The sequence below is a fragment of the Nostoc sp. UHCC 0870 genome (assembly GCF_022063185.1).
In the GTDB taxonomy this organism is placed as follows: Bacteria; Cyanobacteriota; Cyanobacteriia; order Cyanobacteriales; family Nostocaceae; genus Trichormus.
In genome coordinates, this window is the sequence record NZ_CP091913.1 from 409007 (window position 1) to 431893 (window position 22887).

Below are 22887 nucleotides of genomic sequence, written 5' to 3' on the forward strand. Positions count from 1 at the left end.
CTCTTTCCAGTGTAGTCCCGGATGATATCATCTGTGCGGTTTGGTTATTTCTTTTTATTCCAGGGGAGAGCGTAAGTCCACGGTAGTTTTTTGACGGTGAAGGGACAATCAATGATACAGATGGGGGGATATTCTGAACCGAGAGCTATACCTGCTCGTAATTCCGATAGGCGTAGTACCAGTTGTAGGGAAAATTCTAACTCTTTGCCCCTATTCATAAAGTCGCCATACAATTTTTTCTGCGGTGGACCACCTTTTTTTAACCCCCCAATATCAACTATGGGTTTTTTCACTGCATAAATACCAGTGTCTTTATCCCGTCCAAATAAATCTTCGGCGGTAATTGCTTCTGATAGTGACTTTTTAGGAACAATCAAGCTGGGACTTTGGGGTAAGGCTAAGTCACGGGTTAAATCTGGTGATTTTCTAATGACTCGGCATGATTTGTTGTTGAGGATTAAAGCACTATTGTCCCAGTCTACATAGATGGCGAGACTCTCAGACTTATTGTCGATACTCATTGATAGTTCCTTGAGTTCGTCCATCGGATCTGAGGATTTGAATTTAAAGGAAATGCCTATCTTGTCATCCAGACCTTGCTCTTTGAGTTGGTCGTCCACAACTCCTTTTTTAAATTCATATTTAATGCGATCGTCAATGGATTCAACCATCATATTAAAGACGTAAGCAACACCGATAATGTAAATGGTCAATACCACTAAATTTTGGTCGCTACTTGTAGCCATAATTCAGCGTCCAGACTCCCTATAATATTTCTTCTCTGTGGCTACTGCCAACTGCTAATATTTAATCACGCTTAATGGTTGTAGAATTTTCTAGCCAACCCCGTCGCCAAAATAAAAATAGTAACCCAAACCCGATAAATCCCATAATTGCTAGACAAAGTGGATAACCCCAATACCAATTCAGTTCGGGCATATTATATGGTGATTTTTCGGTATTGAAATTCATCCCATAGATACCCGCAATAAAAGTTAGGGGAATAAAAATAGACGAAACTACCGTCAGCAGCTTCATAACTTCATTCATCTTGTTACCAACAGCCGAGAGGTATACATCCATCAAGCCAGATGCTAGCTCTCGGTAAGTTTCTACCATATCCATGACCTGTACTGCATGGTCGTAGCAATCTCTTAAATAAATTTGCACTTCTTCACTAATTAAGTCACTGCGATCGCGTATTAAAGAATTGATCGCATCCCGTTGCGGCCAGATAGCACGACGCAGTTGCAGTAATTCTCGTCGCAAGTGATAAATCTTTTGTAGGGTTTTGCGAGTAGGTTTGACTATGACTTCTTCCTCTAAGTCTTCTAGTTGTTCCCCGTAACGTTCCAAAACCGGGAAAAATCCGTCAATAATCGCATCTAGTAAAGCATAGGCTAAGTAATCAGTTCCCTTGCGGCGAATAGTCCCTCTCCCTTTTTCAATTCTTACCCTCACCCCCTCAAAGCAATCATGTTCTGGTTCTTCTTGGACTGTCAGCAAGTAGTGTTTCCCTAAAATTAAACTTACTTGTTCACTATAAAAACCATAGGTTTTTTCTTTAGGGACTACCATTCGTGCAATAAATAGTAATTGGTCATCGTAATCCTCAACTTTAGGACGCTCAGATACATTTACCACATCCTCTAAAACCAGAGGAGATAATTCAAACACTCGCCCCATTCGTTCTAAAATGTCCTGATTACCTAAACCTTGGACATCTACCCAAGAAATGGATTCTTGATCTAGATAGGGGATAGATTCTTCCGGGGTGGCTATTTGTTGACGAATAAAATCCGTTTGGTTGTAGTCAATCAACAAAATTGTCGGTGGTGGAGCATCTGCATCGATAATTATTGTGCCTGGTACAGTCCCTGGGTGATGATAGAACTCGTCTCTATGGGATTTAGTGGACTCTCGGCGACGCAGTTTTTTGAGCATTCTGACCATGCACTGTCACCTGTTAGTATTTAGCCTAATTCTGAACACTCTTCATTCTGCACAGCAAAGGGAAAATTAACAACCAAAAATATAAGATCAAATAAATCAAACTATATTAAGCAATGTAAAATTATTATCATTGAGTTCGTAGTAAGGACTTTAGTCCTTGTTTTCACTGACTTTTCACGTTATGTGAAAAAGCTAACGAGAAACCTAACCCCCTCCTAACCCTACTAGGGAAGGGGGAATATGTAGAGACGTTGCATACCCCGGATTTCTCACCAATTATTGCAACCTCAGTCCAGAGTCCGTAGGGGCGGGTTAAGCGAAATATTCGTGAATGATTCGAGCATATCTGTGAACCCGCCCCTACTGTTTGTGAGAAATGCGGGATATAACGTCTCTACAGTTATAGGGGAGAGTTGTTTTGGAAAGGGGTTTTCTATATCCCGTGAAAAGTTAGGTTTATTTACGCCGTGCTGTACTAGTACCTACTAATAACTAATAACTAATGACTAAAAAAGCAATTTTGAGTATCTGCTTAATTTTTTTGTGTCTATTGGGATGGAATGATCATGCAATAGCAGGTGAATTATCTCAAAGATTGACTAACTTTCCTCACTGGGAAAAATTAACCTCAGTACAACCAGCAAAAGGAGATTTAGTTTACCCTGAATGGATGGCTGGAACTTGGCAAGTTAAAAGCACCTTAGTAGATTTAGCCGCACCGTTAGCACCAGATATCGTTACACCTGGGTTTGAAGGAAATCGCCAACAACTCAACAAACCTGTGAGTTTTTTAGTCCGGTTTATTCAATCAAAAATAACTAACTCTGGCTTAAAAATTCTTCCTAAAATCAATAATAATTCTCAAAATGTAGTTGCAGATAGAGCATTTAACAGCCTAAATTTAGCCAGGGCTTATTTAGGAGATGAAACGGTGTTATCAGTCAAAGTTGATCCTGATTTACCTAATCGTCAGATTACATTTTTACGCCCAGAACGCCAATTAATTTCGATTGTGACTGCACGCGCCACAGAAACTAACTCAGATAAAAAGTTCATCACCTCAGAAGTATTTCAACAAATATTTAAAGGTGGTTCTAGACCTTATTTAAACTCAGTTGAATCTACCACCGCTTATCATCAACTTTCTACAACGAATCCAACAATTGAAGCAGATCAAGTTACTGCTGTCTACCTCTCACCCCAAGACCCAGATTATTTTCAAGCCGCTTCTCAACCCGTAGCCCTTTATCGCTATCGGTTAGAATTTTATCCCTAGAAATAACAACCCCCACACCCCTACACCCCTACACCCCTTAAATTTCTCATCCATTTGGGTGATTTATTAATTGAGCTATTGACTACACTTGTATTATATATGTAATATTGTAATTCCAAGCTAACACTCGCACTCTTGGGCAGTGTGCATCATGGCTAAATTTCGAGACATTCTCAATTACTTTCGTCCCGACTGGAAGCTGAGTGTTTTCAGTATTGTAGCTTCTAGTATTTACGAAATTATTGACTTGGTTGTCCCTTATGCAATTGGACAGATTTTAAATGTTCTGTCTGGTCAACCTTTGGATCGACCATTAACACAAGCGATCGCAATTTTTTCTAACTTGACTAATTATCCAGTCAATAAAACTCTATCTTTAGGTGTATTGCTAGGGATAATTTTTCTTGTGACTGTAGTTAAAGCACCTACACAACCTTGGTTAACTAGTTGGTTTCACTGGGATATTGCTTTAAGATCCCGTCGGGATAAAATCCAAATTGCCATCGAGAAAATTCTGACTCTCCCCCTAGAATTTTATGATGAAAATAACCCCGGACGGATAGTCGGCAGAGTCGCTAGAGGGATTTCTAACCACACTTGGACATATCCAGAAATCGCCGGACAATTAATTCCTAAAATGTTTCGTTTACTAGGAATCTTTGTATTTATCGTCTTGATTGAATGGCGAATTGCGCTGTTATATTTGATTTCTTTTGTAGCTATACTTGGCTTTAGCTTAAAGGAATTACAACGGATAATTTGGCATGAAAGCAAATTAGATAAATACATGGAGGATACGGAAAGTAGAACTTCCGAATTAATCACGAATATCAAAACTGTCAAAGCTTTTGCTACTGAAACCAAGGAATTAAAACGCCAAAGGCAACGTTTAGATAGAGAGCTAACAGTAGTTGATTATCGCATCCACAAAGGTTACATAAAGCTGCTGAGTTGGCAAAAAACCGTAATTCAGTTTTGTGTATTTACCATCCTAGGTTTAACATTAGCAGCCACAGTCAACGGTAGAGTTTCTATCGGTCATTTTGTCATGACTTTAACTCTTTCGAGTATGGCTTATGCTGAATTAGAACCAATTAGCACCCTAGCGGAAGTTTTTTCTCGGCGTTATTCTTCGATGTTGCGGTTTCATGAATTTCTGCAAGAACCAATTGGTAATGAATCAGTAGGGATTTTAGGTGAGGAAAACGAGACCACATCACCCTATAAATTCACTGGTAAAGTTGAATTTGCTCACGTTGGTTTTGGTTATGATGCTAACCGTAAAGTGCTGCAAGATATCAACTTGTTGATTGAGCCATACCAAACAGTCGCCTTGGTCGGACGTTCTGGTTCTGGTAAGTCTACCTTGGTGAAACTACTGTTGCGTTATTTTGAACCCCAAAATGGACAAATTCTCATTGATGGTCAAGATATTCGCACCTTGAATGTAGGTAAGTATAGACGTAGACTGGCGATCGTTCACCAAGAGGTAGACGTGTTTAACGGGACTGTGTTGGACAACCTCACCTACGGTAGACCGACTGCTACTTTAGAAGAAGTTCAAGAAGCCTGTAGAATTGCCAGAGTTGAAGAAGTAGTCCAGCAACTACCCAAAGGTTATTACACCGTTGTCGGGGAACGTGGTGTCAGGTTATCTGGTGGACAAAGACAGCGTTTGGGTATTGCAAGAGCCTTGCTAGTACAACCCGATGTGCTGATTTTTGACGAAGCTACCTCTAGTCTAGATTACGAGTCTGAGCGTTCCATTCAATTGGCAATGCGATCAATTCAGGGGACTTGTACCACAATCGTTATTGCTCACCGTCTGAGTACAGTACGAGAAGCAGACAAGATTATCGTTCTAGACCAAGGAAAGATTGTAGAAGTCGGTAGCCATGATGAACTCTTGCGTCATCAAGGTATTTATCGCCGCTTGCACTCCTTGCAAGAAACTGGAGAAATTCTAGATTAGACAGGTTTGTAGTCCAGACTTTAGTGCTAAGAGACGTTCAGGACTTTAGTCTTGACTACGAACTTTCTAAAATTTTTCTAAACCCCTTGCCATTCCCAAAATATGCTGCTATTATTGTAAATCGTGGGACATACGGGTCGGTGTCCGAGTGGTTAATGGAGACGGACTGTAAATCCGTTGGTTTACGCCTACGCTGGTTCAAATCCAGCCCGGCCCACCTTCGATTTTAGGTTTTGGATTTCATGCAAATTCAAAATCTAGAATTTTCAAAAAATTCGCCCGTGTGGCTCAGTGGTAGAGCACACCCTTGGTAAGGGTGAGGTCACGAGTTCAATCCTCGTCACGGGCTTTTATGACTAACAAGCTAATCAAAAGTTAAGCAAGGCTTTTAGTGTTAACTCGGCACTTGGATATGTAAAATATTAGCCGCTTATTCTTACTCATGAATATGATATCAGAATTTTTGGTATCAAATGTTTATTATATTTTTAAATATCCTTGAATATGACAAAAAGGATATTAGACCTGCCTTGAAAATAGGGAGTGGGGAGTAGGGAAAATAAATTTTTATTGCTCCTTATGAGCGCAGCTCATGGAGTCTCTTGCAAAATTCCGAAAATTAGATGTGTCATTCTGAATGAAATGTATAATCTTTGAGATGTTTCGCTTCGCTCAACATGACAGCTTCAGCATTTATGCAAGAGGTCTATTGATAACTCAATTTATAGAACCAGTTTGGGACTAAAGATCCCAAACTGGTTCTATAGAGATGGGAAATTGCATTTTCTTTACACTAACGGGTCTCTACTAACTAAAAACTCATCTCTAACATCCGTTGCATTGGTCGCAGTGCAGCGAGGCGGATATCTTCTGACATAGTGATTTCAGGAGTCCGGTTTTTCATCGCCCAATATAGTTTTTCTAAAGTATTTAACCGCATAAATGGACATTCATTACAAGCACAATTATTTATTGGGGGAGCAGGAATAAAGTGCTTATGAGGAGCTACTTTTTGCATTTGGTGAATGATACCTGGCTCTGTAGCGACGATAAATTCTTGGCTAGGGCTGGTTTGACAATATTTGAGTAAAGCGGCTGTAGAGCCAATAAAACTGGCGTGACGCAAGACGCTACTTTCACATTCTGGGTGTGCGATCGCCTCTGCTTCTGGATGAGTTATCTTTAATTGGACAATCTTCTTCTCTGAGAAGGTTTCATGCACTATACAGCTACCTTGCCATAACACCAAATCCCGCCCAGACTGTTCCATCACATACCGTCCCAAATTCCGGTCTGGGGCAAAAATAATCGGCTGTTCTTGGGGGATTTGCTGCACAATCTTCACAGCATTGGAACTGGTGCAGATAATATCACTCATCGCCTTAATTTCGGCAGAGCAGTTAATATAAGACACTACCAAATGATCAGGATGGGCGGCTTTAAAAGCAGCAAATTCTGCTGGTGGACAACTATCAGCTAGAGAACAACCAGCATTTAAATCCGGTAACAGCACCAACTTGTTAGGATTGAGGATTTTCGCTGTCTCCGCCATAAAGTGAACCCCAGCAAAGACAATCACCTCTGCATCTGTTTTTTCTGCGGCTCTAGCTAGTTGTAATGAATCGCCAATAAAGTCTGCAATATCTTGAATATCAGGCTCTTGATAATAATGCGCCAATATCACCGCGTTGAGTTCTTTTTTTAGACCTTCAATCGCAGCAAATAAATCTAGTGGTAGTCCACCTGGTTGAGTTTGTTCGCGTTGAGCTAAAGCAGTGGTAAACACAGTTAAGAGTTAATTTTTTGTTACAAGTTTTGGCTGTGCATTAATTATAGTAGTTTTTACCAAAAATAGTTGGGGGGTTAATACCCCAAAATTGTGTCCAAATTTGGCTGAGTTGCCTATGCTGGAGATATACGGCAAGGAAAGTGGCATGACCAGTCAAAAATCGCAATCAACAACTCTCAAAATTGCTGTAGTGGGAGACGTTCACGACCAGTGGGAAACAGAAGATGGCATTGCACTCAAGCATCTGGGTGTTGACTTAGTGTTGTTTGTGGGAGATTTTGGGAACGAGTCGGTGGAAGTAGTCAGAGCGATCGCTTCCCTCGACATTCCCAAAGCAGCAGTTATGGGCAACCATGATGCTTGGTACACTGCGACAGAGTGGGGACGGAAGAAATGTCCTTACGATCGCACCAAGGAAGACTGGGTACAGGAACAACTTGATTTACTAGGTGTAGCTCATGTCGGTTACGGTAAACTAGATTTCCCAGAGTGGAATTTAACTGTCGTTGGGGGTCGTCCCTTCAGTTGGGGTGGTCATGAATGGAGGTTTGCGGACATCTGCAAACAACGTTACGGTGTGACGAGTTTAGAAGAATCAGCAGAGAAAATCTTGGCGACGGCGAAGAGTGCAGCTTGTGACACAATCATTTTTCTCGGTCATAACGGGCCAAGTGGATTAGGCGATCGCCCCGAAGACCCCTGTGGTAAAGATTGGCATCCTGTAGGTGGCGACTTTGGCGACCCCGATTTAGCTGAGGCGGTTTCTTTAACTATCAATGCTGGTAAACAGATTTCTTTGGTGACGTTTGGGCATATGCACCATACCTTACGGCACACTAAGAAGGAACTGCGAAAAACAGTCTTTAGAAGCCCAGAGGGGATAATTTACTTAAATGCTGCCCGTGTCCCCAGGATTGTAGAGCATGACGGCGAAAAACTACGAAATTTTTCCCTAGTGTCCCTAGAGGCGGGTGTAGTTACCAAAGCCGCCCTAGTTTGGATTGACAAGGATTTCCAAGTCGCATCAGAAGAAATTTTTTATGAGCCTTCACGTAGTTTATCGTAGATATTCGCCTTCAGTAGTACCATCTGCGTAGATGATAGGATATAGTATTATCTGTCAGCTTTATTGCTAACCTAAAAATGTAGGAAAAGCAGTAGCTCGACAGGTTATTTGGAGAGGTGGCAGAGTGGTCGATTGCGTCCGACTTGAAATCGGATGAGGCTAAAACCTCCGGGAGTTCGAATCTCCCCCTCTCCGTTGATTTCTGGTTGTTGTAAAAATCTACAGATATTTTGCATCTACAATATATCCAAATGGATGCACAAGCAGTATTTGGTTAACCAGTGATGAAAAATCTCAATATCAAACAAGAAGCCCGCAAATTAATTGACAGATTACCAGAAAATTCCACATGGGATGATTTGATGTACCAAATTTATGTCCGGCAAACTGTTGAAGCTGGACTAGCTGATAGCAAGGCTGGTAATCTGATTTCTGTACAAGAAGTGCGGAAAAATATTGGGACTGCCAGAGTGAAAGTTTACTTGATATCAGGTTAAATGCTTACATAGCCAGGGATTCAAGAGGAACAAAGTAAATTTTTATTAACTCTTTGATTCCATTTTAGACCAACCTCGTTATAGCAATCGTTTTGGCCGTTTTTTAGTGTTAATTTATCAAACCAACTCTGGGAGAGCCATTATTCTTAATTTTTCCGCTCTTGCGTTGGTTTTATGGTAAGGCATTAAAATAGCCGTTTTATAGAAAGGCTCAAAAAATTCAAATCCAGTCATAGCAAGGAACATAGGCTATGATTAGATTTTATTTATTATTCGACTCCGTAAAAAGAACTGAAGAGCCATTTTTTCTTGTTGCTTATCGAAAATTTGGGTTGAAAACCCCGTCGTTCTACGACGGCTTTATCCTTTTGTGGTAGCATAAGAGTGTGGTTAATTGGTCGTACCACTTTGTCGTTCGCGGTAGCTTTGCGTAGCAAAGCAATCTAAGCGGAGCGTCCTTGCCAGGAGAAAGCCATGATTGTTTACGAGTTTAAGGTTAAGGGTAAAGAAAAGCAATATCAGGCAATAAACGAAGCAATTCGTACCAGCCAATTCATTCAAAATAAGTGCTTGCGCTACTGGATGGATAACAAGGATTCAAAGGTAGATAAGTATGCTTTGAATAAATATTGTGCTGTATTAGCTGCGGAATTTCCTTTTGCTGACGAACTTAACTCAATGGCTAGACAATCTGCTGCTGAACGTTCTTGGAGTGCAATTTCTCGGTTTTACGACAACTGCAAGAAAAAAGTTAAAGGTAAAAAGGGGTTTCCTAAATTTAAGAAAAACTGCCGTTCAGTTGAATATAAATCAACGGGATGGAAGCTAACTCTTACTCGTAAGTCGATAACGTTCTCAGACAAGAAAGGTATCGGAACTCTCAAGTTAAAGGGGACTTACGACCTTAACTATTACGACATCAAGCAGATTAAGCGTGTCCGTTTGGTACGTCGTGCTGATGGCTATTACGCCCAATTTGCAATTGACGCTGATGCCAGGATAGAAACTCAACCTTCACATCAATTAGTGGGTATTGACTTGGGGCTAAAGTATTTCATTGCTGACAATAAAGGCAATGTAGAATCATCCCCCCAGTTCTACCGCAAATCAGAAAAACAGTTAAACCGTGCAAATCGCAAAAAGTCTAAAAAGTTCAGCAAAGAAAAGAAGAAAGCTCGCGCAAGGCAATCCAACAATTACCACAAAGCTAGAAATAGATATGCTCGTAAGCATTTAAGAGTAAGTAGGCAACGAAAAGAGTATTGCAAGAGATTAGCGTACTCCGTCATCCAATCTAATGATTTGGTGGCCTATGAAGACTTGAATGTCAAAGGGTTGGTACGTAACCCGCAACTGGCAAAATCAATATCTGACGCTGGTTGGTCAACTTTCCGAGAGTGGTTAGAATATTTTGGTCAGAAATATGGGAAAGTAACAGTTGCTGTTCCTCCCTATAATACGAGTCAAAATTGCTCTAACTGTGGCGAGAAAGTGCAGAAATCTCTGTCTACCAGGACTCATGTTTGTCCACATTGCGGATATGTGGAAGATAGAGATATCAACGCAGCAATCAACATTTTGAGACTAGGACTCAGTACGGTAGGGCATACCGGAACTTACGCTACAGGAGATTTGCCCTCTTGGGCGATTGGCCGAGGCCTGTCGTCTAACGGCGAGTCTGTGAATGTAGAATCCCCATGCCTTTAGGCTGGGGAGTGTCAAGGATATCACTCACATAGGTAAGAGCATAACTGAAAAAAAGCATTGATAACAAAGCGAAATCTTTAAGACATTTTCGGTAATTACGCTGACGAAACAACAATTGTAGCAGACGAAAATATTTACAAGGAGAATGGATAAGCTAGTTTACAAGGAGTTAAAAATGACAAAAAGTTGGAAAGAATATGCTGCTGATTGGGCAGTACATACTACATCTGGTATTGTAGTAGGTGTTGTAGTCGGTGTTGCAGTTACTGCACTTACATCAAATCCTGCCTTCGGTATAATAGCTGGTAAAGCGACTGCGGGGGGTGTTATCGGTGGTGGTGTGCTGTCCTAATACTTCTCAGTGGCTTCATTTTTAACCTGAGTATTTACGATTACAGCATAGTAGTTTTTGTGGATTCAATTAATTTACTCTGTGATCGCACTTTCTGATTTATTTGAAAATCAAAGTGCGATATTTTTATCGCCTGTATGCGATCACACCCTCACCTCTTCCCCCAAAATCAATCGTGCTACCATGAGCAATAAATTCTTGTAGGAAGTCAAGAATGGCTATTGTAAACGTAAACATACCCGATGATTTATACGCACAACTGCAAGAGTTAGCCAATGCTGAAAATTGCTCACTTGAGGCTATAGTAATTAAGATTTTGCAGAACGCATTGCAGGCAAAAGCACAACAAATCAAAGAATATAAGTAAAAAATTTTACCATCAATATAAAAAAGCGATCGCTCTCTTCATCCTTGCATAAAAAAAGCGATCGCAATAAATTCAACAAAACTTATTCAGCCGATTTATTAGCAGATCGATGAGCGCGTGCTTCTGCTGAGTTCATAACTTCCTCTAGATTTTCTACCACTTCACCAGGGAAGTTTTCTAACACTCTGGTAGAGATAGCAATGCGACCTTTCCCTTCATCTAAGTCAATAACTACAGCTTTAATTTGTTGACCGACTTGGAAGACTTTTTCAAGGGATTCAATAAATCTTTGACTGACTTGCTTGATGTGCAGTAAAGCACCCATACCTTCAACATCAACAAACACACCAAAAGGTTTAATTCCTGTCACCTTACCTTCTACTAACTGACCTATTTCTAATAAGTTGAAGTTACTAGAACGGGTTGCTAAACGCTGAGAAAGAATTAATTTCTTGTTATTGCGGTCTACTTCCAAAAAGCCAACGGAGAGAGTTTGACCTTTGAGTGCTTCTAAGTTATCACGTTCTGCCAAGTGCGATCGCGGAATAAATCCTCGCAATGATTGTAAATCAACGGTGACACCACCTTTATTCACACCTGTCACCCGTACTTGCACTGTCTGGGAATTTTCTTGCATCTGCACCAATTTTTCCCAGATGTGCTGAATTTCTAACTGTTTTCGAGACAGAGTTACTTGACCTTCTGCATCCTGTTCGCGGATAATCAAGAATTCTAATTCTTCATGTAACGGCAATACCTCCGATAAATCGGTAACACTTCTCAAAGAAGCCTCATCACGGGGAATATAAGCTGACGATTTGCCGCCAATATCAACATAAGCCCCATCAGGATCAAGCTGAAAAACTTTACCGTGAACAACCTGTCCCTTTTGAAACTGGTAGTCGTGTTTTTCTAACGCCTTAGCAAAGTCATCCATCGTAAAAGGCGAGTTGGCTTTTTGAGAAAGTTGCGATTCGGAATTCATGACAATTGACAATAAATTGTTGTTATTTGATTGGATACCAACGGAGTTTGTAATTCGTAATTCGTAATTCGTAATTTAGAAAGGCTTTTGAAAATATTTAATTCACTATTAGAAATTACAAATTATGAATTTTGACTAAATATCCAACATCTTCTGATTAACAGCAATGTTGAATTTACAAACCTGTAACCGTGGTGTAGGCAAGTAGATCACTTTCTATTTTGCCAAAATATTAGCAAATAGTTGCTGTACTTGCTCCCAAGCATCAGCTGCTGCTTGAGGATGATAGCTAGGACGACGGTTACAGAAAAATCCGTGGTCAGCTCCATCGTAGCTGAACACACGATGGGAAATGTTGTATTTTTCTAACTCTGCTGTAATCTGCTTGATGTGTTCTGGGGGAATACTAGCATCTTCTTTACCAAAAAATGTATAGATTGTACCTTTGATTTCGGACGTGTGGGTAATAGTTGAAGTGCCTCCTCCTGGTGTACGAGTGGGTATTCCCGCACCATAAAAGGAAGCTGTCGCAGTAATATCTGGTAGAGTAGCAGCAAGATAGGCTACATGACCACCAAAACAAAACCCTATACAACCAAAGCCATCTTTCTTTACGTTGGGTAAGGTTTTAAGGTAGTCAATGGCGGCTTGAATATCGCTTAATAATTCTGATACTGTAGTTTGCTCCCAAGCATATTTTCTACCAACTTGAATATCGGCTGGGGTATAACCTGTTTCAAAACCAGGTGCAACTCGTTCAAATAGTGCTGGTGCGATCGCTACATATCCTAACTCAGCAATGCGTGCTGTCACCTCCCGAATATGCTCATTTACACCAAAAATCTCCTGTAAAACCACAACTCCTGGGTAAGAACCCGGTGCTTGGGGTTGTGCTAAGTATGCAGAGATTTGTAAATTATTGTGCGGAATCTGCACAACTTTAGTATCTAATGCTTGCTCAGTCATAATAATTTTTACCCATGCAACCTGATAAAGCTTTGTGATTATTTGATATAACTATGCCAGTATGTTTAGTCCATTGCCAATTAAATCTCAATTACCAAGAGTCAATATAATTCGTAATTCGTAATTCGTAATTCGTAATTCGTAATGGGTTGCGCCCCGCTACGCTCTAAGCGCAGCTATGCCGCAGGCTTTACGTAATTGATTTCGTGATACTAGTATTCAGGAGTGTGGGTGATGATTCAATTCCGTATTCAGCCAGATAGTGAAATTCCCGCATCAACCCAGCTATTTAATCAAATGCGGTTTGCGATCGCCTCTCGGCAATATTCGCCAGGTTACAAGTTACCCAGTACAAGGGCTTTAGCCATGCAAACGGGGCTACACCGCAACACCATCAGTAAAGTTTACCGTCAGCTAGAAGAAGACGGTTTTGTAGAAAGTCTGGCTGGTTCAGGAATTTACGTCCGCGCCCAAGGACACGAAGGCGGAAGTCGGCTACAATCACCCATTTTGCAACAACATCCTGAAGCCTCAAAAGTTTTGCAGCAAGCCCTTGACGAACTAATTGGCCAAGGATGTTCACTTAATCAAGCACGAGAGATATTTTTAGCAGAAATTGACTGGCGTTTACGTTGTGGTGCGCGGGTATTAGTTGCAGCCCCTTCTAAAGATTTGGGTGTTGGTGATTTAATGGTCTATGAATTGGAAGACACCTTGCAAATACCCGTACAATTAGTAGCAATAGAAGAGTTAGCGGCAATACTCGATAAAACTACCTCAGCTACGGTAGTTACCAGTAGATATTTTATCAACGACGTGGAAGCGATCGCAGCACCTAAATCTGTGCGGGTGATTCCTCTCGATATCTACGACTACAGCAAAGAACTCAACCTCCTGAAAACCCTACCTAAAGATAACTGTGTAGGTATAGTTAGTCTCAGTTCTGGAATTGGTCATCAAGCGGAGGTAATCTTACACGGTTTACGAGGTGATGACTTATTAATTATGACTACCCAACCACAGGATAGTTATAAATTGCAAGCCATTGTCAAACGCGCCGAGGTAATTATTTGCGATCAAGCTTGTTTTAGCATAGTGCAGACAGCAGTCCAAGCAGCGTCTGAAGATATCATTCGTCCACCCAAGCTGATTAAAGTAGACAGTTACATCGGTACAAATTCAATTAACTTACTCAAACGAGAATTGGGATTGGGTTGATGTAGAAATGATTGCGTAGGCTTTGTCCGTCGTAGAAATCGCCTGACATTATTGTTGATGATTTTATCAGGCGATCGCTCATCTTAATTGTGATTAAATTTATTGATTTGTGGTGTCTTGTTGTTGGTTTAACCAGAGTTCTAAATCTGCGACTGTGGCAAAATCTAATAATTCTTCCCCTAGTATTTCTAACTGTTCAATAGATAATTGTTGAATTTGCTCGATGAGAGATAAATCAATGTTTCCCAGCCTTCGATTTAATAAGCGAATAATTAACTGTTGTTCTCCTTGCTGTAAACCTTGTTGTAAACCTTGTTGCAAGCCTTGTTGCAAGCCTTGTTGTACACCTTCTTGTCTAGCCCGTTCTCTGTCTTCCTGATACAATGGTGCTAATCTCATCATTAACTCCCGGTCTTCTGTTTCGATATTTTGATTGATTCGCAAATTTTGTTGCAGACTATAAAGTAATTCTAGCGTCACTCTTTTGAATGGGTGAGTGGTTGGGAGCGTGACTAATTCATCAATCGCTTGCTGCTGTATTTTACCACGTCCTAGTATTCTCAGCCATAGTGTTTCGGAAATAGACGGTAACTGATGAATTGCAACTATGGCTGTGCGGAAATGTTGGGGTAAAAAGTATATTCCTTTGAACCAATCTGATTTCGGCTCTCCTCCATAACCGGATATGATATTTTCTGATGCGGTGGGTGTGAGTATCCACAGTTGGGGAATTTCTGTGTCTGATATTTTAATTTTATTGCGCTTTGCTTCTCGTTGAATTTCGCTCTTTACTTCTGATAATTTAGAGATACAATCGCCAATTTCGTCTACTGATGCGGGGTTGCGGAATGGTTCAAATATAGCTGGGGTTGTTGCCATTGAGCCTAATATTCCCAAGGTGTTTAAGTTGGCTGTTTGTGTGGGAATTGGTGTGAATAATACGTCTATTTCTTTGACTTCTGCTGCTACTCGACTTGGTGCTTGAACTGTTCCGAATGGTTTTAGTAGTTCTTCTAGGTAGTCTTTGGAGAATTGGTCATGGATGAATCTGGTCATTCCTTTGGCTTGGGCAAGGATAATTAATTCTATTTTACCAAAGCGTAGGCTTTGCCCGTTGTAGATATCGCCTGCCAGAGCAATGCCTGTGATGTCCACAGAAGTCAAGAAATCATTGGAAAAACTATAGTTTACCGCGATCGCAAAAACTTTGTCTACGGCATTAATCTAAGTCATAGATAGAGTGAGAAGATAAGCTTAAAACCTAACTCACTTGCAACTCCGCTACAGGAACTTGCAAAAACTCCCGCACGCGCCGCAGGTAAGTTGGTGCGTCCTCCAGCATCGGAAAATGCGCCGTATTAGGAATCATGACAAACTCCACCTTGTCATTTAATGCTGCTGCTTGTCGCCCCATTTCCGCCGGAATAATCTTGTCATACTCCCCAGCAATTAGTAGCGTCGGCACTTGCAACTTAGCAAACTCATGGGGCATTAATTCCGCCTGTGCCTTACTTACCGAAGTAAAAATAGTACCTAAAGCCGTATCATAATCAGCGTCGAGAAAATCTTGTAAAAAAGCCTGACGCTCATATTTGGGGATGGGACGATGCAAAAACCTCGCCATAAACATCCTGTCAACAAATGGTATTTTTCCTAACCAATTGGGACGGAATTTAACTACATAGCCCCCAAATTTATGGAAGGATGTAAAGGCTTTTTCGTCGTATTCAAAAATTCCGCTACAGGTCAAGATTGCTTTTTCGACTCGTTGGGGATAAAGGTTAAAAAACAAGGCTGCAACAGAAGCACCCATTGAGTGAGCATTAATATAAACACGCTGGAGGTTTAATTTATCTAACAAAACTGCCAAATCTTCCGCGTATTCTTCTAATTCATAACTTAACTCTTGAACGGCCTGAGATTTTTGTTGGCTTGACTGTGACTCAACAACAGACTCACTAACTTCGACAACCGTTGGTTTACCCTGAGAACGCCCAAACCCACGCATATCGTAGAGTAGACAATCAAACTGGTCTACTAAAGCATTAGCCGTACTTTTCCAGTACCTAGCAGAACCAGCCCAACCATGAATGAACACCATCACAGGCTTTGCTCTGTCAGATGGCTGTTTCACCCACTCATAATAATGCTCAACGCCACGAACATTGATATAAGGCATTTTTCAAGAGTCCATAGTCAAAATAATTCGTAATACTAGCAAAGCGAGTATTACGAATTACGAATTAGTAATTATGCTGATTCTGGCTTGGGTAGTGAAGATGGGTGTACGATAAGTTCGGCTGTGGAACGCTTCTCAACCATTTCTCGTGTGACGGTGCAGAGCGTTACATCTTTACGGGATGGTAACTCGTACATCACATCTAGCATGAGTTCCTCTACAATACCGCGTAAAGCTCTCGCACCAGTTTTCCGCCGATAGGCTTCTTGAGCGATCGCTCTTAAGGCATCTTGTTTAAAATCTAGTTGGACGTTATCCATCTTCAGCAGTTTTTGGTACTGCTTGACTAAGGCACTGCGTGGTTGGGTGAGAATTGCCATTAAAGCTTCTTCATCTAGGGGGTCTACCACGGCTACCATCGGTACGCGTCCGATAAATTCGGGAATCATGCCAAATTTGACTAAATCATCTGGTTCAAGATGACGCAGTACATCTGCCGCCCGCTTTTCTTTTGTTTGCACTTCTCCCGGTTGCACAAAGCCTATTGCCTTTTTGCCTCCTCTCTGCTCTACCACCTTTTCTAAGCCAACGAACGCTCCACCACAAACAAAGAGAATGTTGCTGGTATCGATTTGGATACAGTCTTGATAAGGGTGCTTGCGTCCGCCTTGGGGTGGAACATTAGCGATTGTGCCTTCCAACATCTTGAGTAAAGCTTGCTGCACACCTTCGCCGGAAACGTCGCGGGTAATTGAGGGGTTCTCACTCTTACGGGCAATTTTATCGATTTCGTCGATGTAGATAATGCCTCGCTGCGCTTCTTCTACATCCAAATCAGCTACTTGTAGTAGTCGCAGTAAGATATTTTCGACATCTTCCCCTACATACCCGGCTTCTGTCAAAGTAGTGGCATCAGCAACGGCAAAGGGAACATCCAAAATTTTGGCCAGGCTTTGGGCTAGGAGAGTTTTGCCACAACCAGTAGGGCCAATTAAGAGAATATTGGATTTTTGCAGTTCTACAGCATCATCAGCACCATTTTTGCCACTGCCTTTACCTTGTAATATCGCTAGCCGTTTGTAGTGATTGTAAACGGCAACTGATAAAACTTTCTTGGCTTCATCTTGACCTATGACGTGTTCGTCGAGGTATTTTTTAATCTCTCTAGGTTTGGGTATTTGGCTCAAGGAGAGACTGGAAGAACGGGTGCGACGTTTTTGAGGTGGTTCTGATTTTGGTGCTGGTTGCGCCGCCGCCCCATTAGTATCTAGTAACTCTTCATCTAGAATTTCATTACACAAGTCAACGCATTCATCGCAGATGTAGACTCCCGGGCCTGCGATTAATTTACGCACCTGCTCTTGAGACTTGCCACAAAACGAACATTTTAAATGGGAGTCGTACTTAGACATACCAGCCTCTTATTTGACAATGGTGACATTTTCCCCTGCGGTGGGAAGATTTTGTCTGGAGATGACTTGATCGATCAAACCGTAGTTTTTTGCTTCTTCTGCCGACATAAAGAAGTCGCGGTCAGTATCTGTTTCAATTCTTTCTAAGGGTTGACCAGTGTGTTGAGCCAATAACTGATTCAACATACCCTTAATATAAAGAATTTCTCTGGCTTGGATTTCTATGTCAATTGCTTGACCTTGTGCGCCGCCCAGAGGTTGGTGAATCATGATGCGGGAATCAGGTAGAGACATACGTTTACCCTGAGTTCCTGCTGTCAGCAAAAATGCCCCCATGCTTGCGGCTAATCCAAAACATATGGTAACAACATCGGGACGGATCTGCTGAATTGTATCATAAATTGCCATGCCTGCGTAGACAGCACCGCCGGGAGAGTTAATGTACAGTTGGATGTCTTTTTCTGAATCTTCAGCATCTAAGAACAACAACTGGGCAACAATCGTGTTAGCTACGGCATCATCTATGGGCGTTCCCAGAAATATAATTCGCTCGCGCAGTAGGCGGGAGTAGATGTCAAAAGCCCTTTCTCCCATGCCCGATTGTTCCACGACCATAGGCACAATATTGCTAATGCCATGCAAATTGGAGGAAATTCCTCCGATTTGACTTAAACTGCTGATGGGGTAGTTTGCCGACTGCGATACAAGCATAGGAGAACTTTTAAAGATAGGTTGATTACAGATATTGTGCTAGCGATCGCTGCTAGGTAGGAAATAAAGTAAATTTTGATTTTACCTATGTGTATTATGCCTCATCTATATTCTTCTCGTGTAGCAGGGTATCAGGCAAGTAAGATCACAAGTATTTGTTCTTTACTGGGAATGGGGTATAGGGCATAGAAAAATAGGCCTATTTACTCAATCCCTCATTTAGCATTTATAACCCAGTATTTGCGGTTTGTGCGAAGGGTTATTACCCCTGACAAGTACAGGTTTTTCATCGATAAATGAATGATGAGTGTAAAACCAAGGCAAAATCATCATTTTCCCCACTCTTACACCCCTACACCCCTATACCCTTACACCCCTGATTCTGTTGTAGATTCTGGGGTTTCTGCCTCAGTCTCAGGTTCAGTTGTTTCTGTAGCTTCCTCTTCGTTGGACAATGAACCTTCTGGCACAAGTTCCACGGTAGAATGTTCTAAGAGCCAATCCATAATTTTTTCGGTTAACATTTCGTTTTCTACTACAGAGCGCAGTCTGTCTTCGTCAATCTCTTCGTCTGCGTACTGCTCTAGTAGTTCTGTAACTCTGGCTTCAATTTCTGCGGGAGTTAGTGAAATTGACTCGCGCTTAGAGACTTCTTGTAAAGCCACAGACCGCTTGAGACGTTCGATGGCTTCATCACGCGATCGCTCCCGTAACTGCGGAATGATATCTTCAGTAAATAACTTCCTGACATCTAAGCCCTGCTGTGACAGCTTAATTGCTGTTTGTGTCAGCATCGTATCAATTTCTTGGTCGATCATGGTTGCTGGTAAATCGACTTCTACGTGCTTAACTAATTCTGTCACCAAGGCTTCTTGCTTGTTAGCTTTGGTTTTGTCCTCGGCTTCTTTTTGATATCGCTCATCTAAAGACGCACGCAAAGCTTCTAAGGTGTCGAAGTCGCTAACTTCTTGGGCGAAGTCATCATCTAATTCTGGAAGTTCTTTTTCTTTGAGTTCTTTGAGCGTGATTGTGAATATTGCTGGTTTCCCGGCTAATTCTTCGTTCACGTAGGGGTCGGGGAATTGCGCCGAAACTTCTCTGGTTTCGCCAGGATTCATCCCCATCATGCCAGAAACAAAGCCAGGAATAAATTTATCTTCTTCTAACTCTACTTGAAAATCACTAGCTTCACCGCCAGGAATTGGTTCTGGTTCAGCTTCCGGGTCTGCGTCTTCGGCTTTGGCGATGACACCTCGAAAATCTACTACAGCTACATCACCAATTTGGGCTGCACGTCCTTCCACGGGAATTAATGTGGCCATTTGCTGACGTTCTTTTTCTAGAACCTCATCTACCCGATTGGAGTCATGCTTGATTTCTTCAGCTTTAGCTTCCAGCCCAGTGTACTGGGCTATGTTAACTTCTGGTTTGACATCAACAGCCGCCGTAAAGACCAGGGGCTTTCCCGGTTCATAATTATTAATTAAATCATCAAAGGAAGAGCGCAAACGGGGTTGACCAATCGCCTCGATGGATTCTTGTTCTACTGCTTTTTCAATCCCATTTTGGATTAATTCTTCCAGTGCGGTGGCTTTGATGCGAGCATTGCCCAATTGCTGTAACAATATTTGCCTAGGTACTTTGCCTTTACGAAACCCAGGAATATTGACGGTTTTGGCTAAGTTTCTGATAACCTGCTCGTAAGTTTGCTGAGTGCTTTCTGGTGTAATCTCTATTTCCAGCCCAATTTGGCTAGCGGGAAGTTTTTCCTGGGTAACTTTCATGCTTCGTCTCTAATTTTCTGGTGTTTGTGACTCCAAGTACACACAAGATGCGATTTACCGCTTCTGGATTTGATGTCTCTTGGGTAGAATGGGAGGTGTCTACAAGGCATATTTCCTGCCTTTCAGTAGAGATCCAGTGTACTGCCAATGGCAAAAGACTGGACACTTTGCCGCTATAACTTTACTGGAGGGAATTACCCACAGACTTATGTTTAAGCTACTATAGATTTTCTGCTTGAGAGCAGGTCATTGTACAATGTACTTAATTTTTTGATATTAGTGGTAAATTTCAGCCAGAAATACAGTAAACTTTACTATTAACTTATGTCATGTAATTGAAACAATATTTTTATCTGTCAGAGATATTCAGTGAGATTAAAAAAAATTTTAACCTCTGTTACTGCTATTTAATCTTCAATCTTACCAAAACATTAAATTACCCATAACCTCTTAGAAGGAGGAAGTCAGTTTGTCAAAGTTGTATCGTGTAGCTATTTTGGGGGCAACTGGTGCTGTAGGCACAGAGTTGTTGGAATTACTAGCCAGTCGGAATTTTCCGGTAGCGGATTTAAAATTATTAGCATCAGCCAGAAGTGTAGGGCGATCGCTCCCGTTTAAAGGCGAAAATATACCAGTAGAGCTTGTGAGCGATCGCGCCCTGGAAAATGTTGATATAGTCTTAGCTAGTGCTGGAGGTTCGACATCCAAAGCTTGGGCAAAAGTCGCCGTCGAAAAAGGCGCAGTCGTCATCGATAATTCTAGTGCCTTCCGTATGGACACGGAAGTTCCCCTAGTAGTCCCAGAAGTCAACCCCCAAGCCGCCGCCAACCACAAAGGGATTATAGCCAACCCCAACTGCACCACGATTTTGATGACCTTGGCAGTTTGGCCTTTACATCAAATCAAACCAGTGCAGCGCATCATCGCCGCTACCTATCAATCTGCTAGCGGTGCAGGTGCAAAAGCAATGGAAGAAGTGAAAATCCAAAGTAGTGCCATTCTCCAAGGAGAGTCACCAATTGCTGAAGTTTTACCCTACCCATTAGCATTTAACTTATTTCCCCATAACTCCCCCATGACAGATTCAGGGTATTGTGAGGAAGAAATGAAAATGGTCAACGAAACCCGCAAAATTTTTGACGCACCACAAATTAGAATTTCTGCAACTTGTGTACGAGTTCCCGTATTGCGGGCGCATTCGGAAGCAATTAATCTAGAGTTCGCTGAACCATTTCCCCCAGAAACAGCCAGGGAAATCTTAAGCCGCGCTCCTGGAGTAAAATTAGTAGAAGACTGGGGCAAAAATTACTTTCCTATGCCCATCGAAGCCAGTGGTCAAGATGAGGTTTTAGTGGGTAGAATTCGTCAAGATATTTCTCATCCCTGTGGGTTGGAACTGTGGCTATGTGGCGACCAAATTCGTAAAGGTGCTGCATTGAATGCAGTCCAAATTGCTGAGTTGTTAGTAGAGAAAAACTTACTCCAACCTGCGAAGGTATATGCTTCTTAGGGGTGTAGGGGTGTAGAGGTGTAGGGGAGAAGAACTAGTCATTGTCTTCTCAGCACCTGCTAAACGCCGCGCTACGGCTAACAGCACTATAAATCTTGTAAACAACTCATAAATAAGTTATTACAATAAAAACCACCAAGACATAAAAACAAAAAAAGGTAGTTAGGAGTGAAAAAAGGGTGGGAGATTTTGGCAGAGTTTTAACCGCTATGATTACGCCGTTCAAAGCTGACGGTAGTGTAAACTATGCTGTAGCGGCAGAACTAGCAGCACATCTAGCTGACAACGGTACAGATACATTGGTAGTGTGTGGTACAACTGGGGAATCCCCTACTTTGAGTTGGGATGAAGAGTACCAGTTGTTTGTAGAAGTTTTGCAAGCAGTAGCAGGCAAAGCACAGGTAATTGCTGGCTGTGGATCTAATTCCACCAAAGAAGCGATCGCAGCGACGCAAAAAGCAGCTAAAATAGGTGTACATGGTACTTTACAAGTTGTACCTTACTACAACAAACCGCCACAGGCAGGACTGTACCAGCATTTTCAGGCGATCGCCCAGGCCTGTCCCGATTCACCGATATTGTTGTACAACATTCCCGGACGTACTGGTCAAAATCTCTCTCCAGAGACAGTTGTACAATTAGCTGCAATTGAGAATATAGTAGGCATTAAAGAAGCTAGTGGCAATCTCGACCAAGCCAGTGAAATTCGCAGGTTGACACCAAGAGAGTTTCAGATTTACGCTGGAGATGATTCGTTAACCCTCCCCTTGTTAGCGATCGGGGCTAAGGGTGTTGTAAGTGTCGCCTCTCATCTGGTAGGCAACCAAATCCAACAGATGATTCAAGCTTTTGATGCAGGTCAAGTGGAAGTTGCTAGTGAAATTCATCTACGATGTTTCCCATTGTTTAAAGCATTATTTCTCTCTACAAATCCTATCCCTATTAAACAAGCACTAAAACTTCAAGGCTGGGAGGTTGGCTCGACTCGTCTGCCACTATGTGACACTGACCCTAGTGTGAGTGAAAAATTAGCAGCAGTCATGAAAAAACTCGAATTAATTTAATCATAATTACCATTATTGCGGTATTTGCTAATTGCTACTATTTGTCAAAACTGTATATTGATTAAATCGACATAATTGT

20 protein-coding genes and 3 tRNA genes are annotated in these 22887 nt (G+C 41.7%); 13 read left to right on the top strand and 10 right to left on the bottom strand.

The features are described from left to right. Positions 1-44: 44 nt before the first annotated feature. The gene (locus tag L6494_RS01790; RefSeq protein ID WP_237991165.1) at positions 45-746 is read right to left on the bottom strand and encodes a hypothetical protein; all 702 of its coding nucleotides are present in this window, start codon (positions 744-746) and stop codon (positions 45-47) included. 61 nt (positions 747-807) lie between these two features. Next, complete coding sequence (corA, locus tag L6494_RS01795; RefSeq protein WP_237991166.1) at positions 808-1944, bottom strand: magnesium/cobalt transporter CorA; 1137 nt, start codon at positions 1942-1944, stop codon at positions 808-810. A 511-nt stretch (positions 1945-2455) separates the two neighbouring features. On the opposite strand from corA, the gene L6494_RS01800 reads away from it, so the two are divergent. From L6494_RS01800 to L6494_RS01815, 4 genes are all read left to right on the top strand, one after another. Continuing rightward, on the top strand, positions 2456-3229 hold the full coding sequence (locus L6494_RS01800) for a DUF6816 family protein (RefSeq protein ID WP_237991167.1): 774 nt from the start codon (positions 2456-2458) through the stop codon (positions 3227-3229). A 151-nt stretch (positions 3230-3380) separates the two neighbouring features. Next, complete coding sequence (locus L6494_RS01805; protein WP_237991168.1) at positions 3381-5201, top strand: ABC transporter ATP-binding protein; 1821 nt, start codon at positions 3381-3383, stop codon at positions 5199-5201. 134 nt (positions 5202-5335) lie between these two features. After that, positions 5336-5418, top strand: a tRNA-Tyr gene (locus L6494_RS01810). A 60-nt stretch (positions 5419-5478) separates the two neighbouring features. Then, a tRNA-Thr gene (locus tag L6494_RS01815) sits at positions 5479-5550 on the top strand. A gap of 462 nt (positions 5551-6012) precedes the next feature. On the opposite strand, the gene nadA is transcribed toward L6494_RS01815, so the two are convergent. Continuing rightward, entirely contained in the window at positions 6013-6987 is a 975-nt protein-coding gene (gene nadA / locus L6494_RS01820) for a quinolinate synthase NadA (protein ID WP_237991169.1), read from the bottom strand. 118 nt (positions 6988-7105) lie between these two features. Here nadA and L6494_RS01825 point away from each other — a divergent pair, with 118 nt between their 5' ends. The 6 genes from L6494_RS01825 to L6494_RS01850 all read left to right on the top strand — a co-directional run bounded on the left by L6494_RS01825 (position 7106) and on the right by L6494_RS01850 (position 10979). After that, entirely contained in the window at positions 7106-8056 is a 951-nt protein-coding gene (locus tag L6494_RS01825) for a TIGR04168 family protein (RefSeq protein WP_237991170.1), read from the top strand. Positions 8057-8166: 110 nt separating this feature from the next. Then, a tRNA-Ser gene (locus tag L6494_RS01830) sits at positions 8167-8251 on the top strand. Between the two features lie 89 nt (positions 8252-8340). Further along, complete coding sequence (locus L6494_RS01835; RefSeq protein WP_237991171.1) at positions 8341-8553, top strand: hypothetical protein; 213 nt, start codon at positions 8341-8343, stop codon at positions 8551-8553. A 474-nt stretch (positions 8554-9027) separates the two neighbouring features. Beyond that, on the top strand, positions 9028-10260 hold the full coding sequence (locus L6494_RS01840) for an RNA-guided endonuclease InsQ/TnpB family protein (RefSeq protein WP_237991172.1): 1233 nt from the start codon (positions 9028-9030) through the stop codon (positions 10258-10260). Positions 10261-10435: 175 nt separating this feature from the next. Then, positions 10436-10612 carry a hypothetical protein gene (locus L6494_RS01845; protein ID WP_237991173.1) on the top strand — a complete coding sequence of 59 codons (177 nt, stop codon included), beginning with the start codon at positions 10436-10438 and terminating at the stop codon, positions 10610-10612. 214 nt (positions 10613-10826) lie between these two features. Next, positions 10827-10979 (top strand): FitA-like ribbon-helix-helix domain-containing protein, encoded by a 153-nt coding sequence (locus tag L6494_RS01850; RefSeq protein ID WP_237991174.1) that lies wholly within the window; start codon positions 10827-10829, stop codon positions 10977-10979. A gap of 82 nt (positions 10980-11061) precedes the next feature. Here the strand turns inward: L6494_RS01850 and L6494_RS01855 are convergent, their stop codons facing one another. Both L6494_RS01855 and L6494_RS01860 read right to left on the bottom strand, forming a co-directional pair. Next, the gene (locus L6494_RS01855) at positions 11062-11964 is read right to left on the bottom strand and encodes a S1 RNA-binding domain-containing protein (protein ID WP_237991175.1); all 903 of its coding nucleotides are present in this window, start codon (positions 11962-11964) and stop codon (positions 11062-11064) included. A 216-nt stretch (positions 11965-12180) separates the two neighbouring features. Then, positions 12181-12930: a dienelactone hydrolase family protein gene (locus L6494_RS01860; protein ID WP_237991176.1), complete on the bottom strand. Its 750-nt coding sequence runs from the start codon at positions 12928-12930 to the stop codon at positions 12181-12183. 234 nt (positions 12931-13164) lie between these two features. Between L6494_RS01860 and L6494_RS01865 the strand changes: the two genes are divergently transcribed. Continuing rightward, the gene (locus L6494_RS01865) at positions 13165-14148 is read left to right on the top strand and encodes a GntR family transcriptional regulator (RefSeq protein ID WP_237991177.1); all 984 of its coding nucleotides are present in this window, start codon (positions 13165-13167) and stop codon (positions 14146-14148) included. A gap of 99 nt (positions 14149-14247) precedes the next feature. On the opposite strand, the gene L6494_RS01870 is transcribed toward L6494_RS01865, so the two are convergent. From L6494_RS01870 to tig, 5 genes are all read right to left on the bottom strand, one after another. Beyond that, positions 14248-15204: a DUF4351 domain-containing protein gene (locus L6494_RS01870; protein WP_237995752.1), complete on the bottom strand. Its 957-nt coding sequence runs from the start codon at positions 15202-15204 to the stop codon at positions 14248-14250. A 205-nt stretch (positions 15205-15409) separates the two neighbouring features. Then, a complete protein-coding gene (locus L6494_RS01875; RefSeq protein ID WP_237991178.1) occupies positions 15410-16327 on the bottom strand; it encodes an alpha/beta fold hydrolase in 918 nt (305 codons plus the stop codon). 71 nt (positions 16328-16398) lie between these two features. After that, on the bottom strand, positions 16399-17739 hold the full coding sequence (gene clpX / locus L6494_RS01880; RefSeq protein WP_237991179.1) for an ATP-dependent protease ATP-binding subunit ClpX: 1341 nt from the start codon (positions 17737-17739) through the stop codon (positions 16399-16401). Between the two features lie 9 nt (positions 17740-17748). Next, positions 17749-18450, bottom strand: a complete 702-nt coding sequence (gene clpP / locus L6494_RS01885) for an ATP-dependent Clp endopeptidase proteolytic subunit ClpP (RefSeq protein WP_237991180.1) — start codon at positions 18448-18450, stop codon at positions 17749-17751. A 368-nt stretch (positions 18451-18818) separates the two neighbouring features. Beyond that, positions 18819-20234 carry a trigger factor gene (tig, locus tag L6494_RS01890; RefSeq protein ID WP_237991181.1) on the bottom strand — a complete coding sequence of 472 codons (1416 nt, stop codon included), beginning with the start codon at positions 20232-20234 and terminating at the stop codon, positions 18819-18821. Positions 20235-20703: 469 nt separating this feature from the next. On the opposite strand from tig, the gene L6494_RS01895 reads away from it, so the two are divergent. Together L6494_RS01895 and dapA are read left to right on the top strand one after the other, a co-directional pair. Then, on the top strand, positions 20704-21744 hold the full coding sequence (locus L6494_RS01895; RefSeq protein ID WP_237991182.1) for an aspartate-semialdehyde dehydrogenase: 1041 nt from the start codon (positions 20704-20706) through the stop codon (positions 21742-21744). A gap of 179 nt (positions 21745-21923) precedes the next feature. Beyond that, on the top strand, positions 21924-22808 hold the full coding sequence (gene dapA / locus L6494_RS01900; RefSeq protein ID WP_237991183.1) for a 4-hydroxy-tetrahydrodipicolinate synthase: 885 nt from the start codon (positions 21924-21926) through the stop codon (positions 22806-22808). Positions 22809-22887: the final 79 nt, after the last annotated feature.

What these genes read in the sequence shown, in the direction of transcription:
- L6494_RS01840 (WP_237991172.1), top strand. Translation starts at nt 9,028, where the DNA reads ATGATTGTTTACGAGTTTAAGGTTAAGGGTAAAGAAAAGCAATATCAG.
- L6494_RS01790 (WP_237991165.1), bottom strand. Translation starts at nt 746, where the DNA reads ATGGCTACAAGTAGCGACCAAAATTTAGTGGTATTGACCATTTACATT.
- L6494_RS01855 (WP_237991175.1), bottom strand. Translation starts at nt 11,964, where the DNA reads ATGAATTCCGAATCGCAACTTTCTCAAAAAGCCAACTCGCCTTTTACG.
- L6494_RS01805 (WP_237991168.1), top strand. Translation starts at nt 3,381, where the DNA reads ATGGCTAAATTTCGAGACATTCTCAATTACTTTCGTCCCGACTGGAAG.
- L6494_RS01860 (WP_237991176.1), bottom strand. Translation starts at nt 12,930, where the DNA reads ATGACTGAGCAAGCATTAGATACTAAAGTTGTGCAGATTCCGCACAAT.
- L6494_RS01870 (WP_237995752.1), bottom strand. Translation starts at nt 15,204, where the DNA reads ATGACCAGATTCATCCATGACCAATTCTCCAAAGACTACCTAGAAGAA.
- L6494_RS01865 (WP_237991177.1), top strand. Translation starts at nt 13,165, where the DNA reads ATGATTCAATTCCGTATTCAGCCAGATAGTGAAATTCCCGCATCAACC.
- L6494_RS01825 (WP_237991170.1), top strand. Translation starts at nt 7,106, where the DNA reads ATGCTGGAGATATACGGCAAGGAAAGTGGCATGACCAGTCAAAAATCG.
- L6494_RS01835 (WP_237991171.1), top strand. Translation starts at nt 8,341, where the DNA reads ATGAAAAATCTCAATATCAAACAAGAAGCCCGCAAATTAATTGACAGA.
- tig (WP_237991181.1), bottom strand. Translation starts at nt 20,234, where the DNA reads ATGAAAGTTACCCAGGAAAAACTTCCCGCTAGCCAAATTGGGCTGGAA.
- L6494_RS01845 (WP_237991173.1), top strand. Translation starts at nt 10,436, where the DNA reads ATGACAAAAAGTTGGAAAGAATATGCTGCTGATTGGGCAGTACATACT.
- clpP (WP_237991180.1), bottom strand. Translation starts at nt 18,450, where the DNA reads ATGCTTGTATCGCAGTCGGCAAACTACCCCATCAGCAGTTTAAGTCAA.
- corA (WP_237991166.1), bottom strand. Translation starts at nt 1,944, where the DNA reads ATGCTCAAAAAACTGCGTCGCCGAGAGTCCACTAAATCCCATAGAGAC.
- L6494_RS01875 (WP_237991178.1), bottom strand. Translation starts at nt 16,327, where the DNA reads ATGCCTTATATCAATGTTCGTGGCGTTGAGCATTATTATGAGTGGGTG.
- L6494_RS01800 (WP_237991167.1), top strand. Translation starts at nt 2,456, where the DNA reads ATGACTAAAAAAGCAATTTTGAGTATCTGCTTAATTTTTTTGTGTCTA.
- L6494_RS01850 (WP_237991174.1), top strand. Translation starts at nt 10,827, where the DNA reads ATGGCTATTGTAAACGTAAACATACCCGATGATTTATACGCACAACTG.
- clpX (WP_237991179.1), bottom strand. Translation starts at nt 17,739, where the DNA reads ATGTCTAAGTACGACTCCCATTTAAAATGTTCGTTTTGTGGCAAGTCT.